Origin of the sequence: Sorangium sp. So ce590 (assembly GCF_051521365.1) — a bacterium.
GTDB lineage: Bacteria > Myxococcota_A > Polyangia > Polyangiales > Polyangiaceae > Sorangium.
On record NZ_CP150346.1, the window covers coordinates 7201612 to 7215201 of the forward strand.

The 13590-nt window shown below is 70.3% G+C and carries 10 protein-coding genes; 5 read left to right on the forward strand and 5 right to left on the reverse strand.

Annotated features, from left to right (window positions below; all coding sequences use genetic code 11):
* Window positions 1-70: 70 nt before the first annotated feature.
* From WMF28_RS26865 to WMF28_RS26875, 3 genes are all read right to left on the reverse strand, one after another.
* Entirely contained in the window at window positions 71-3295 is a 3225-nt protein-coding gene (locus WMF28_RS26865; protein ID WP_437596173.1) for an efflux RND transporter permease subunit, read from the reverse strand.
* Entirely contained in the window at window positions 3292-4584 is a 1293-nt protein-coding gene (locus WMF28_RS26870; protein WP_437596174.1) for an efflux RND transporter periplasmic adaptor subunit, read from the reverse strand. The genes WMF28_RS26865 and WMF28_RS26870 overlap by 4 nt, the downstream gene beginning before the upstream one ends.
* Before the next feature lie 97 nt (window positions 4585-4681).
* Window positions 4682-5107: a hypothetical protein gene (locus WMF28_RS26875; RefSeq protein ID WP_437596175.1), complete on the reverse strand. Its 426-nt coding sequence runs from the start codon at window positions 5105-5107 to the stop codon at window positions 4682-4684.
* A gap of 513 nt (window positions 5108-5620) precedes the next feature.
* Here WMF28_RS26875 and WMF28_RS26880 point away from each other — a divergent pair.
* From WMF28_RS26880 to WMF28_RS26900, 5 genes are all read left to right on the forward strand, one after another.
* Complete coding sequence (locus WMF28_RS26880; protein WP_437596176.1) at window positions 5621-6304, forward strand: HAD family hydrolase; 684 nt, start codon at window positions 5621-5623, stop codon at window positions 6302-6304.
* 861 nt (window positions 6305-7165) lie between these two features.
* Entirely contained in the window at window positions 7166-8914 is a 1749-nt protein-coding gene (locus tag WMF28_RS26885) for a lipoxygenase family protein (protein ID WP_437596177.1), read from the forward strand.
* A gap of 27 nt (window positions 8915-8941) precedes the next feature.
* Entirely contained in the window at window positions 8942-10282 is a 1341-nt protein-coding gene (locus tag WMF28_RS26890; RefSeq protein ID WP_437596178.1) for a cytochrome P450, read from the forward strand.
* Between the two features lie 152 nt (window positions 10283-10434).
* The gene (locus tag WMF28_RS26895) at window positions 10435-10827 is read left to right on the forward strand and encodes a nuclear transport factor 2 family protein (RefSeq protein WP_437573951.1); all 393 of its coding nucleotides are present in this window, start codon (window positions 10435-10437) and stop codon (window positions 10825-10827) included.
* 186 nt (window positions 10828-11013) lie between these two features.
* Window positions 11014-11769, forward strand: a complete 756-nt coding sequence (locus WMF28_RS26900) for a class I SAM-dependent methyltransferase (RefSeq protein ID WP_437596179.1) — start codon at window positions 11014-11016, stop codon at window positions 11767-11769.
* Window positions 11770-11790: 21 nt separating this feature from the next.
* On the opposite strand, the gene holA is transcribed toward WMF28_RS26900, so the two are convergent.
* Both holA and WMF28_RS26910 read right to left on the reverse strand, forming a co-directional pair.
* Window positions 11791-12837, reverse strand: a complete 1047-nt coding sequence (holA, locus tag WMF28_RS26905) for a DNA polymerase III subunit delta (RefSeq protein WP_437596180.1) — start codon at window positions 12835-12837, stop codon at window positions 11791-11793.
* 95 nt (window positions 12838-12932) lie between these two features.
* A complete protein-coding gene (locus tag WMF28_RS26910; RefSeq protein ID WP_437596181.1) occupies window positions 12933-13454 on the reverse strand; it encodes a hypothetical protein in 522 nt (173 codons plus the stop codon).
* Between the last annotated feature and the right edge of the window lie 136 nt (window positions 13455-13590).

Genomic DNA, 13590 nt, shown 5'->3' on the forward strand with positions numbered 1-13590 from the left:
CCGAGGTGGGACTCGGTGGCGGCGCCATGGCGGAGGGCGGGGACCCGACCTCCCCACCCAACGACCGGCCCTAGCTCTCCGGCGCGGCGGGGTGCGCCGGACCGGCGGGCGCCCGGCGCCCTGCGCGCCGCGCCCGGAGCCGCGCGACGCGCCCCTGCACGTCGTCGGCGACCACGTAGAACGCCGGCACCACGAGCAGGCTCAGCGCCGTCGAGACGAGGAGGCCGCCGATGACCGCGGCGGCCATCGGGGCCCGTATCTCGGCGCCGGGGCCGAGCGCCAGCGCCGACGGGACCGCGGCCATCAGCGTCGCCGTCGAGGTCATCAGGATCGGGCGCAGCCGCACCGGGCCGGCGCGGAGCATCGCCGTGCGGGCGTCCATGGCCTCCCCTGCCTCGCGCTCGCGCCCCGGTTCATCGTGGGCCGCGCGCCCGCCCTCGCGCCTCACCTCGATCGCGTGATCCACGAGGAGGATCGAGTTCTTCTTCACGATCCCCATGAGCAGGAGGATGCCGATCATGCTGAAGATGTTGAGCGTGTGCCCCGAGAGGTGCAGCGCGAAGGCGGCGCCCGCGATCGACAGCGGCAGGATCGTCAGCACCGTGACCGGGTGCAGGAACGAGTTGAACTGGGACGCCAGCACCATGTAGGCGACAAGGATCCCGAGCCCGAGCGCGAAGAGGAGGCCGCCCATCGACTCGCGGAACGTCACGCTCGCGCCGCCCAGCACGAGGCGGTAGCCGGCCGGCAGGTCCCGGCCGAGCTCCTCGACCCGGGCGACCGCCTCGCCCTGGGAGTGCCCGGGCGCGATGTTGCCGAAGATCGAGATCGCGCGCTCCCGGTCGCGGCGCGTGATCGCCTGCAGCGCCGGGAGCTCCTCGTAGGTGACGACCGACGTCAGCGGGACCAGCGCGCCCGACGCGCTCCTCACCTGGATGCGCGCGAGGTCCTCCGGCCGGCTCCGCTGCTCTGCGAGCAGGCGCGCGCGGACGTCGATGCGGCGCCCGTTGTCGTTGAACTTGGCGACGCGCCCGCCGCCGACCAGCGTGTTCAGCGTCGTCGCGATCGCCTCGACGCTCACGCCGAGATCCGCGGCGCGCGCCCGATCCGGCAGGATGCGGAGCTCGGGCATGCCGAGCTGGTAGTCGGTGTCGAGATCCACGACGAGGCCGCTCTGCGCGAGCTCGCCCCGCATGCGCTCGCTGTGCTTCGTGAGCTCTTCAAACGAGGGGCCGCGGATCGAGAACTCGACAGGGAAGCCGCGCTGGGCCGTGAACCCCGACTGCGAGAGGTCCTGGACCACGGCGCGCAGGCCGGGGTAGCCGTTCAGCTCCTTGCGGAGGACGCCCTGGAGGTCGGCCTGCGAGGACGACCGCTCGTCGGCCGGCTTCATCGTGACGAACAGGATGCCCGTGTTCACGGCGCCCCCGCCGAAGCCGCCGACCACGGCGAAGACGCGCGACACCGCCGGGTGCTCGCCCACGAACGCCTCGGCGCGCTGGAAGAGCCGGTCGGTCTCCTCGATGTCCGAGCCGACCGCGGTCTGCAGGCGGACCATGAGCCGCCCCTGGTCCTGCGACGGGACGAACTCCGTCGGGAGCCGCTGCATCGTGACGATCGCGCCGGCGAAGAGGAGCCCGCCGAGGAGGACCACCACGAGCGGGAACCGGAGCGCCCGGGCGAGCAGCCAGCCGTAGCCGCGGGCGAGGGAGTCGAAGCCGCGGTCGACGAGCCGCCCGAAGCGGCTCCGGCCCTCGCGCGAGACGTCGAGGATCTGCGCGCAGCGGGCCGGCGCGAGGGTGATCGCCTCCAGGTACGAGAGGAGCACGGCGATGCAGAGGGTCACGCCGAACTGGAGGAAGAAGCGGCCGACCACCCCCTCCATGAAGATGATCGGGATGAAGATCGCGACGACCGCGAGCGTCGCGGCGAGCGCCGCGAAGGTGATCTCGGCCGTGCCCTCGCGGGCGGCGCGGACGCGGTCCTTCCCCGCCTCGGCGTGCCGGTGGATGTTCTCGAGCACCATGATCGCGTCGTCGACGACGATGCCGACCGCGAGCGAGAGCCCGAGCAGCGTGAAGGTGTTCAGCGTGAAGCCGAGGAAGTAGATCGCGGCGACCGTGCCGAGCAGCGACATCGGGATCGCGAGGACGACGTTGAGCGTGCTGGAGAGCGAGCCGAGGAACATCCAGCAGACGAGGGCCGTGAGCGCGATGGCCATGCCGAGCTCGAGCTCGATCTCGTGGACCGACTCCTCGATGAACTTGGTCGAGTCGAAGTTCACCCCGACCTCCATCCCCTCGGGCAAGGTCTTCTCGACCTCGGCGAGCGCGGCCCGGACCCCCTGCGCGACCTCGACCGCGTTCGAGCCCCGCTGCTTCCTCACGCCGAGGCCCTGCGCGGGCTGGCCGTTCACCCGGGCGAGCCGGCGGACGTCCTCGAAGCCGTCCTCGACGAGCGCGACGTCCTCCAGGTACACCGTGCCGCGCGCCGACGACGGCGGGCCCGCCGGCTGGACGGCCGCGTCCGCCGGCCGGGCGGCGGGGCCGAGATCGCCCTGGCGGAGGACGATCTTCCTGAAGGTCGCGAGGTCGAGCGCCTCCCCCATCACCCGCACGTTCACCTCCCGGCCCTCGGTCTCGATGCGGCCGGCGGGGAGCTCGATGTGCTGGCGGCGCAGGGCCTCGGTGACCTCGGCGACGGTGAGCCCCCTGGCGGCGAGGCGCTCGGCGTCGAGCCAGATGCGGACGTTGCGCTCGAGGTAGCCGCCCAGGGTCAGCTCGCCGACGCCGGGCACCGTCTGGAGCTTCTCCTTCAGCCGGTAGCGCGCGATGTCGGCGACGAGCTGGGGGGAGAAGGGGCCGGAGAGCCCGACCCACATGATCGGCTGGTCCTCCGGGTTGCTCTTGGAGACGACGGGCGGGTCGAGGTCGAGCGGCAGCCGCCGCTGCGCCTGCGAGATCTTCGTCTGCACGTCCTGGAGCGCGACGTCGACGTCGCGCGACAGGTCGAGCTCGATGGTGACCGAGGCGCTGCCCTGACGCGACGTCGACGTGATCGACCGGATCCCCTCGACCTGGACGGCCGCCTCCTCGAGCGGCTCGACAACGTCGTGCTCCATGATCTCGGGGGCGGCGCCCTCCAGCGTGGCGGAGATGGTGATGGTGGGGAAGTCGACGTCGGGGAACTGGCTGATGCCGATGCGCGACACGGCCACGAGGCCGAAGACGATGGTCGCCGCCATCAGCATCCAGGCGAAGACCGGCTTCCGGAGGCACGCTTCGGTGAGGCTCACGGCGCGCTCCGCGTCGAGCTGGCGGGAGAGATCGCCGGCGCCGAGCCGGCCGGCGCCGGCGATGAGCTCGCGGGGAAGGTCGGCGGCGGTGAGCCGGCCGTTGACCCAGGTGGCGCCGCGCCGGCGCCTTCGCCTTGCCTGGCGTGCCCCGCGGCCTGGCCTTCGGGCATGCTGCCGGGCTGCGCGGCGCGGACCTGGGAGCCGTCGCGCAGCGCCTCTGCGCCGCGCACCACAAGGCGCTCCCCCACGGAGAGCCCCGACTTGACCTCGACGCGGCCGTCCGCCGTGCGCAGCCCCAGCGAGAGCACGCGCTCGCGCGCGGTGGTGCCGTCGACCACGTAGGCGAGGAACCCGCGCTCGCTCGGGCGCACGGCGGTCTGCGGGATCACCGGCGCCTCGCCGCTCGCGCCCACGGGCACGGTCACCTCGGCGAAGGTGCCGGGGCGGAGCAGGTCCTTGCCCTCGCCCTGCACCTCGCCGGTCAAGGCGACCATGCGCGTCGCGGGATCCGCCGCGTCGGCGACGTGCGTGAGCTTCGCGGTGTAGGCCCGCGCGTCGCCCTTCACCGTGAAGCGCGCCTCCATGCCGGGCCGGACGCGCGCGGCGTCGGCGCCCGGGATCTGGAAGCGGAGCAGGAGCGGGTCGCGGCGGAGGAGCGTCGCGAGCACCGTGCCGACGGCGACGTGCTGGCCGGTCTGCACGGTGCGCGTCTGGATCTTCCCCTGGATGGGCGCGCGCACGTACGCGTCGCGCAGGTTGAGGAGCGCCTGGTCGACGGCGACCTTCGCCTCGGCGACCTGCGCGGCGGTCGTCGCCGACCTGGAGCGCCACGACGCGACGTCTTCCTTGCTGAAGACGCCCTCGGCGCCCTCGGCCTCGCGCCGCTCGAGGCCCGAGGCGGCCTCGGCCTGCGTGGCGGTCATGCGGTCGAGCGTCGCGCGCGCGGCGCGGACGGCGAGGTTGTACCGGGCCGGATCGATCTCGACGAGCACCTGCCCCGCCTTGACCTCGTCGCCCTCCATGAACCGCACCGCCTCGACGACGCCGGCGACGCGCGCGGTGAGCTGCACCTGCTCGAACGCATCGACCGAGCCGACGGCGGGCACGGCGTACTCGACCCGCTCCGCCGCGACCTGCGCGATCTCGACCGGGAAGCTCATCCCCTGCTTCCCTGGCCTGCGCCCCTGCTCGGGCGAGGCCTCCTCTCCCTTCTTGCAGGCCGGAGAGCCGATGAAGACAAGGCCCGCCACGAGGGCGAGCGCAGCGACGCGAAAAGGTTGGAGCGCCATCGAGCTGGAGGAGTAGCGCAACTCGCGGCCGTGCGCGCGTGCTTAGGCGGGGCGCGTCACGCCGCCCACGAGGCGCCTCGGAGGGGCGCGGCGCTCCCTACAACTTGCTCTCCGGCTTTCCCGCGCTCGGCGGTGGAACCCCGCGCTTCGCGCTCCCGCCTCGCGGCGCCGGGAGAGCGTTTCCGGCGGAGGTCGCCACCGGGATCGAGCTCACGGCAGCCGGTGGCGCCGCCGGCGGCCAGCGCGTGCACCGGTAGTCCCCGAGGACGATGTGCTCGCGCCGGCACCGGACCGAGATGTCCTTGCCCCGCACGATGAGCTGGAAGCTCCGGCCGAGCGAGCTGCGCACGTAGCCAATCAAGAGCTCATCACACGGAGCCTGCACGCCCTCGCACGCCTGGGCCCGCGCCATCGCGTCCACCTCCGGCTCTTCCGCCGCGTAATTGTTGACCAGCGCCAGCATCAGCCCGAGGCCAACGAGCCAGAGAAGAAAGCCGAACGATTGTCCCAGCACACGTCCCATGGAGACGACGTTAAACCTCCTCTCCCATAGAGAAAATCGATTTCATCTCCATGCTCTCGCGAAATGCACCGCGCCGGGCGACCCTGCCGCAGAGCATTTGCAATGATCCACGAATTTTCATTAACGATTTTTTACCGCTGCTCGTAAGCAGTCACGCCGCGACGCCTCGCGTCGCATCCACAGCGCCACCCATGTCGAATTTTTGATGGATCTGATGTGCTGCTCGTAAGTGTGTGAAGGGCGGTCGGTGCACGCCGAGCCACTCTGGTCGATTTGCTGACGGATCTGACGGGCTGCGCGTAAGGGTGTGAACGGTGTGTCGGCCCGCGACGCACATCGCGCTCAGCAGCGCCTGGGCCGGGGTTCCGTCGGGCGCGCGGGGGCGCCGCAGCGCACGGCGCGACGCGGGCGCCTCGCTCGCGCGATCGGGTTCCGCGCCGATGAGGCCGCCCGGGGACCGCTCGCCGCGCCTCCGCGCTCGCGCTCGCGTCGCGACGCATCTACCCTGGGGAGATGCGCCCCACCGTCCTCCTCTGGGACATCGACGGCACCCTGCTCTCCATCGGCGGCGCGGGCCGGCGCGCCATGGAGCGTGCGTTCGCGCGGTATGCCGGCCGGCCCGACGCGTGCGCGTCGTTCTCGTTCGCCGGCATGACCGACAGGGCCATCCTCCGGGCAGGGCTCGAGGCGCTCGGGCGCGAGGTCACCGAGCGCGCGATCGACGCGCTCCTCGCGATCTACGTCGAGATCCTCGCGGAGGAGATGTCGCTCGCCGAGGAGACCCGGATCCACCACGGCGTCGTCGAGGCGCTCGACGCCGCCGCCCGGCGGGCGAGGTGCGCCGTCGGCCTCGGCACGGGGAACGTCCGCGCGGGGGCGCAGGCGAAGCTCACGCGCGTCGGCATCTACGAGCGGTTCGCGTTCGGCGGCTTCGGCTGCGATCACGAGCGCCGCGACGAGCTCCTGCGCATCGGCGCGACGCGCGGAGCGGCGAGGCTCGCGGCGCCGCTCGAGGCGTGCCGCGTCGTGGTCATCGGCGACACGCCGAAGGACATCGCCGCGGCCCGGGCGATCGGCGCCGAGTCGATCGCCGTGGCCACCGGGACCTACGCCCTCGCGGAGCTCGCCGCCTGCGCCCCGACCCACAGCTTCGGCGACCTCGGGGAAAAGGGCGTGTTCGAGGCGCTGCTCGGCTAGCACCCAGCGCGTCGGTGCCCCTCTGAGCGTTCGCGGTCGACTTCCGCCCCGATAGACCGGGCTACCGCAGAGATCCGCTGCATCGCGGACCTGCACACCGCCGCGCCGGTGGGGCGCTCGCGCGCCGGGATAAGGACGATGGCCATCCAGAGCATCAGCGCACAGCAGAGCGAGCGGCCATCATCGAGCGCGAGCTATGGATTCACGGGCTACCAATAGCTTCAAGACATACCGGAGATGCGCTCTGATTGGGTGAGGCGCCGCCGACGCGTCGGGTGCCAGCTCGACAACCTGGCCACCTATCGAAGGGGCCGCGTTCACTCCACAGCTCAATGCACAGCGCTGCGAGGCGTCCCGATCTTGACCAGTCGTCCGGGACGGAACGATTCGCGCGAGGGCGGCGCCGACACGCGCGTCGGTATCCTGCGAATTCGACGCCGCGCAGCTTTCCCATTGCGCGAAATCGTTCTGAAATGCGACATTTCATGGGCGTCGAGGCGGCGGAGCGTCAGGACTGAAGCACGCGCGGGGAGCTCGAAGGCTCACCACCGAAATGGCTTGACATGCGCGAACGCTCTACGGTCTCCTAACCACTTCGAGGATGCACCTGTACGCTTCGGCAAGGTGCAACCCGGCACGACAACCTTTCGTGGGACGGCGACTCGCCTGTTCTACATTGAAGGGCGACGCGATCGGCTGCGGGGGCAGGGCGAGCACGGGGGGCGGCGCTGGAACCACTGAGTCCTGTTGCGATTGACACGGAGGCCCTCCCGCACGCGCCAAGAGCGCTGTGACGTCAGAGCGACGTTCAATTGAACCACCCAATTCACAACTGCCTGAGACGGAGAAGCGAGCACGAGTATGATGGAGCCCAGCTCGACACCCAACTGGCGCAAATTCGGGTCCAACCTGCCGGCTGGTAGCGATCTCGTACCGCCGGGGGAAGGCTTTCCCGTCGCGAAGATCTTGGCGCTCAACCTCGGCAAGTGGAAGGACACGGCCGGGCTGCAAATCGCGCAGGCGCTTCACCTGTTCGCGTACGGGTACAAGCGCTACCGCGAGGGGAAATTCGTCATCAAGGCCACGTCCGATCTCGGGCTGGGCGCCATCTTCGAGTCCGTCGATGACTGGGAGACCTTCGACCAGTTCGACGAGTTCTTCAAGCCCTGGACCTTCATGCGCAGGCCCCTGGTAGCGACGCGCTGGATGGAGGACGCCGAGTTCGGGCGGCAGCGCCTGGTGGGGATCAATCCGGCGCACATCCGCCGCGCGACGCCGCGCGATCTCTGCGAGTTCCTGAGCGGCGCCGAGCCCCAGCCGGTCACCCTCGCCGACGGTCGCACGCTGGAGATGCTGTGCGAGAGCGGGAAGCTCTACTCCATCGACTATCGCATCTTCAAGGGCATCGTCGACACCGACGTGCAGCAGGAGCTGGGGAAGTATCCGCTGGCTCCGACGTGCATGCTGCACCAGAACGCGGCCGGCGAGCTCCTGCCCGTGGCCATAAGACTGGCGCACTCGCACGGCGGGGACGGGACGCCGCCCGACAAGATCTTCACCCCTCTGGGCCCGGCGGATGACTGGCTCACGGCCAAGATCGCCGTCGCGAGCACCGACGCCATCTACCAGGGCGAAGTGACCCATTTACTCTTCTCGCACCTGATCATGGAGCCGTTCGCGGTGAGCACCTACCGCAACCTGCCCGCGACGCATCCGCTCCATCAGCTGCTCAGGCCGCATTTCTTCAACACCCTGGCCATCAACGAGCTGGCGCGCCGGCGGTTCCTCGGGCGAGGGCGCTTCTTCGGCGTCACCAGCGCCGTGGCCAGCGAGGGCTCTTTCGAGCTCCTGAGGCGCGCCTATGCCGGCTCGGGCGTCGGAGGATACCGTGGCAAGCCCTGGCGGTTCTTCGAGAGCGCGCTCCCCTACGATCTGTCAGCGCGCGACGTGGGCGACTTGAAGAACTATCACTACCGCGACGATGCGCTGCTGCACTGGACCGCGATCCAGGAGTACGTCGAACAGGTCTTGAAGATCGCCTTTCCGACGCCGCGATGTCTGGCGAGCGACGCCAGCCTGCAGAGGTGGGTTCAAGAGCTGGCGTCTCCTGACCTCGGCGACGTGAACGGCCTGCTCCCGCCGGAGAGCTCCGATCAGCTCAAGACGCTCACGAACCTCGACGACCTGGTCGCCATCGTCACCAACATCATCTTCACGGCGACCGCGTACCACGCCGCCGTCAACTTCGGCCAGGCCGATTATTATACCTGGATCCCCAATGCTCAGTTCTCCACCTATCGCCCCTACAGCGATATCCTGAACGGAGACGACAAGCGACAGTTCAAGCCGCTGGAGCGTCTCCCGGGGCGGACACAGAGCATTCGCCAGATGGTGCTCAGCCGCTCGCTCAGCATCGGCCCCCCGCTGACCAGCGCGAGCCTCACGACGATGAAGTGCATGCTGCAAGATCCGGCGGCAAAGCAGGCGTTCGCTCGCTACCGCGAGCGCCTGGCCCACATCGAGCGGGAGATCACCGAGCGCAATCGCACCCGCGAGCAACCGTATCTGTACCTGCTCCCTTCGATGGTCCCCCAGAGCGTCGCGATCTGATCGACCTGCGAGAAAGGAATTCGCCCCATGAGCATCTGCAACGAAGAAGATGAACAAGACGAGAAGGCGGACTCTTCCAAGGCGCCTTTTGACTACCTCGAGGCCCTCCACAGCGCGCTCTTGCACGAAAATGATCCGGTCAAACGGCAGCAGATCGAGGCCGGCATGGTCTTCAAGTGGCTGAAAGAGGAGCCGCTCCCGTTCCTCCGCCAGCTGCGACGCGAGAGGCCCATCTTCGCCAACCCGGCCCTCACGCTCGTGACTCGATACAACGATGTCATCGAGGTGCTCAACACCAACGACGTCTTCACGGTCGACAACATCGCGCCCAAGCTGATCGAGGACGTGGGCCAGAACATCCTGGCGATGAACGACTCGCCCAAGTACGAGAAGGAGAAGTCGCTGCTCCGCCTGGCGTTCCCTCGCGCCGATCTGCCCCGCTACCGTCAATTCGTCATAGAGGAGGCGAACCGGCTGCTGACCCACGTCGGCATCGACAGGCCGTTCGACCTCGCCGGGGAATATGCGCTCAAGGTGCCAGCCGCCGCGATGGCGCGATATCTCGGCGTCGGCGAGATACCGACCGAGAAGGTGGTGGCGTGGACCCACGCGCTGTTCCACGACATCTTCCTCAATCCGACCAACGACCCGGCAGCCGTGGGGGCGGCGAAGGCCGCTCGTCAAGAGGCGCTGCCCATGATCGACGCGATGATCGCCGCGCGCAAGAAGCAGCTCGCGCAATCGCCTCCGCCAGAGCAGCCCTCGGTGATGGACCGCTACCTGCTCATGCAGGCGGTCCCCGAAACCTACGAGAGCGACGAGGGGATCCGCGACGTGATCCTGGGGCTGCTCATGGGCTGCGTGGATCTCAGCGGCGGCGCGATCGTCAACGTCCTGGTCGAGCTGATGAAGCGCCCGCGCGTGCTGCGCGAGGCGCTCAACGTGGCGAACGTCGCGGACGACGCCGCCATCACCGGCTATGTGCTGGAGGCGCTACGCTTCCGGCCCCCGTCGGTCGGCGTCACCAGCCGCTGCGTGCGCGAATACACGGTCGGGCTTGGCACGCATCACCAGGCGAAGATCCCCGCCGGCGCGCTGGTGATGGCGTGCAGCGCCTCGGCGATGCACGACCCAGAGCACATCGCGGCCCCGGACGAGTTCAAGCCCGGGCGCCTCGCGAGCAAGAACTACCTGTTCTGGGAGTCAGGGATCCATACGTGCCACGGCAAGTACGTAGCCATTCTGCATATCTCGATCGCCGTCAAACAGCTGCTGCGGGCCGGCGTTCCCTACCGGATCGATCCCGCGCCGCGCCACCACGGGTACCCTTCGGCGTTCCGCGTGCGCCTGGCCCCGGTCGAGGGCTGACCACGCGTTCCCGAGGCGGATCTCGTCCACGGGTGCGCTTGCCCTGGCGGGGGGGCGTACCCTCCCACCATCGTGAACCTGTATGGCAATTGGTTCAATTGACCTCTGTCGAAAATTCAGCCGCTCCCGAGGGCGGCAAGGGAGGAGTCGAAATGGCAACACCGCGAGCGCTTTCGGTCGTGGAGTCGTACTATGACGCTTTTCGCGCCGGCGAATCGGCCGCCGTGGCCCTGGCGCTGGCCGCGGTCTTCCATGAGGAGTTCGTCGTCGAGAGCCCCATGGTGCATGCCAAATATGGGGGCCCGCTGCGCGGTCAGGACGCGGTGAAGGCCGCGACCGCCTTTGCGCCCTACCTGAAGCACCTGACGGTCGAGGCCACTTACCTGAGCCCCGACGGTCACTGCGTGGCGACGCTGATCCGCTTCCCGTCGCCCGTCGGCGAGGTCGTTCAGTCGGAGCACTTCGAGATCGATCCGGACACGCCGAAGATCAAGCGCCTGCGCTCCTACTACGACCCGCGCAAGCTCCTGGCGCCCGGCCCGTAGAAGAAATTGCTCGGAATGAGGCCCCGCTCCGGGGTCCCTCCGCTCCCCGCTTCTCCGCTCCCCGCCCCTCTTCTCCCCTCCCGGATCGAAAGATCCGCCAATCCGGCAACAAACGGGGCCCTGCAGCGGTGGTGCCGCTCGCGCTACGACTCGAGCATGGCGAACGAGGCGAAGGACAGTGGACCGATGACAGACGTGGTTGGCGACATGACGAACCGCCTGCTGGCCGATGCAGGCATCGGCGCCGGCATGCGCGTCCTCGACGTGGGCTGCGGTCCCGGGGATGTCTCGTTCCGGATCGCGCAGCTCGTCGGGGAGCAAGGGCAGGTCGTGGGCATCGACCGCGACGCGCGTCCGCTCGCGGCGGCTCGAGACCGGGCGCGCTCGCTCGGCCTCTCGAACATGACCTTCGCCGAGGGCGACCTGGGCGCGCTGGCGCCCGAGCACGGCCTCTTCGACGCGATCGTGGGCAGACGCGTCCTGATGTACCAGCCCGACGCGGTGGCGGCGGTGAAGAGCCTCTCCCGTGCCCTGCGCCCCGGCGGCCTGGTCGTCTTTCAGGAGCACGACACAACGATGGTGCCGGCATCCGTGAAGCCCCTGCCGCTCCACGAGCGCACGCATCGATGGACGTGGGGAACGGTGGAGCGAGAGGGCGCCGACATCCGCATGGGCTTTCATCTCGCGTCCGTGCTCGAGCAGGCGGGCCTCACCGTCGTGAGCGTGCGCGCGGAGGCGGTCGTGCAAACGCCGCAGACGCGCTACCGCACCGCGGCCATCGTCCGCGCGATGCTGCCTCGCATCGTGCAGCAGGGGGTCGCGACCGAAGCCGAGATCGACATCGACACGCTCGAGGAGCGCCTCGTGGAAGAGCGAGCCAAGGCGAACGCCACGTACATCAGCGACATGGTCTTCGGCGCCTGGGCCCGAAAGCCCGCCTGAGAAGGGCCCGCGCTCTCCCGCTCAGCGCGAGCACATCTCGATCAGCATCGTCTCCAGCACCGCCTGCGCCGGGCGGCGGCTGCTCTTCAGCGCGAGATCGGTCTCGGCGAGCATGCGCATCCAGCCGGCGAGCGCGCCCTTCGGGAGCTGGCGGATCGACTGCGCCACGTCGTTCGCCTTGAAGGGGGCCACGCCCGCGCGCTGCGCGGCCTCGGCCTGGCTCGCGCCCGTGGCGAGCGCCGACTCGAACTTCACCATCTGGCGGACCGACCACGAGACCGCCCCGAGCAGGCGCAGCCCTCCGTCGCGCGGATCGTACGCGTCGGCGAGCGCCGCGAGCGCGCGGTCGAGCCGCCGCCGCCCGAGCGCGTCGATGAGCTCCCAGACCGTGCTCTGCCGGACCCGGATGACCACCTGCGCGATCGCGTCCTCGGTGATCGGCTGCTTCGGCCCGACGTACAGCGAGAGCCGCTCGATCGCGTCGACCACGTAGCCGAGCTCGGGCCCGGCGAGCTCGGCGAGCTGGTCGGCCACGTCGCTCGAGATCGGGTTGCCCTTCTCGCGGGCCATCGACGTGATGAAGCCGGGCAGGGCGCGGCGGTTCAGGGGCTCGCACGCGACGAGGAAGTCGCCCTTCTTGGCGGACGTGACGAGGCGGCGCTGGCCATGGAGCTTCGCCGCGACGAGGACGACGACCGCGCTCGGCGAGGGCGCCTTGGCGTACTCGGCCAGCGCGTCGAGCGGGCTCACCTGCTTCGACGCGCCCCGCTTGCCGCCCGCGCCGCCGCGCTCGTCGTCCCCGTCGTCCCCGTCGTCCTTCTTTTCCCAGCGCTCGACGCTGCGGACGAGCACGAAGCGGCGCGGGCCCATCATCGGGAGCATCCGCGCGGCGCCGAGGACCGACTCGATCGGCGCGTCGCCCGCGGTGAACTTGTCCTCGTTGAAGCCGGCGATGCCCCCCTTGGCCGCCGCTTCCCGGATCGCGCTCACCACGCGATCGACAAGCCAGCGCTCCTCCCCCATCACGAGGTAGACCGGGCGAAGGGCGCCGGTCGTCGCTTCCTTCAAGGCTTGGTCGGGCGTCACCGCTCCGGCATCGGGCGTTCAGGCAGGTGCGTCAAGGGCGACGCGCGGGGTCACGGCCCCGGCGGGCCCGGCGCCCGTCACGGCAGCGAGAACGGGACGTCCACGCGCACGCTCGCTCCGGGCGGCGCGACGGCGACCGGCGGGAGCGCGGTGACCAGGCAGGCCGTGATCTCGGGGCGCGAGGTCTCGCGATCCTCGAGGATGCCGCGCGCGATCTGCCGGCCCTGCGCGTCGAACGTCAGGTCGAAGACGTACTTCACCCCGCGCGGCGCCGGTTGCGCCGCGATCGCCGGCCTGTAGCAGCGCTCGACCAGGGCCGGGCGGTGCGCGTCGAGCGCCCGCGCGGCCTGCCTCGCCACCTCCTCGCGCGGCACGCTCGGCGCGCGCCGAGGCGCCGGCGCGCCCTCTCCGGACGCGCCGGCGCGCTCCGCCGGCCCGGCGGAGGACCCCGACCCGGCGCGGTCCGCGGCCGTGCCCCCGGCGGAGCGCGCGTCCGGGGCGACGGCGGCCGGGCCGTGGCGCAGGCCGAGGTAGACCGCGGCGGCGATCAGGGCGCTGCCGAGGAGGATCGCGGTGGGGGTCGAGAGCTGCCTGCCCATGCCTTGGCGTCCCCGCTGAGCCCGGTCGAGCGCCCTCGCTGAGCCCGGGAGAGCGCCCCGCCCGCGCCTGTGCGAGGCCGTCGCTGCTTACCCGGAATGCGCGCCGGCGGCGAGACCGCCGCGTCGCCTTCGTTTG

What these genes read in the sequence shown, in the direction of transcription:
- WMF28_RS26870 (WP_437596174.1), bottom strand. Translation starts at nt 4,584, where the DNA reads ATGGCGCTCCAACCTTTTCGCGTCGCTGCGCTCGCCCTCGTGGCGGGC.
- WMF28_RS26875 (WP_437596175.1), bottom strand. Translation starts at nt 5,107, where the DNA reads ATGGGACGTGTGCTGGGACAATCGTTCGGCTTTCTTCTCTGGCTCGTT.
- WMF28_RS26880 (WP_437596176.1), top strand. Translation starts at nt 5,621, where the DNA reads ATGCGCCCCACCGTCCTCCTCTGGGACATCGACGGCACCCTGCTCTCC.
- WMF28_RS26885 (WP_437596177.1), top strand. Translation starts at nt 7,166, where the DNA reads ATGATGGAGCCCAGCTCGACACCCAACTGGCGCAAATTCGGGTCCAAC.
- WMF28_RS26890 (WP_437596178.1), top strand. Translation starts at nt 8,942, where the DNA reads ATGAGCATCTGCAACGAAGAAGATGAACAAGACGAGAAGGCGGACTCT.
- WMF28_RS26895 (WP_437573951.1), top strand. Translation starts at nt 10,435, where the DNA reads ATGGCAACACCGCGAGCGCTTTCGGTCGTGGAGTCGTACTATGACGCT.
- WMF28_RS26900 (WP_437596179.1), top strand. Translation starts at nt 11,014, where the DNA reads ATGACAGACGTGGTTGGCGACATGACGAACCGCCTGCTGGCCGATGCA.
- WMF28_RS26910 (WP_437596181.1), bottom strand. Translation starts at nt 13,454, where the DNA reads ATGGGCAGGCAGCTCTCGACCCCCACCGCGATCCTCCTCGGCAGCGCC.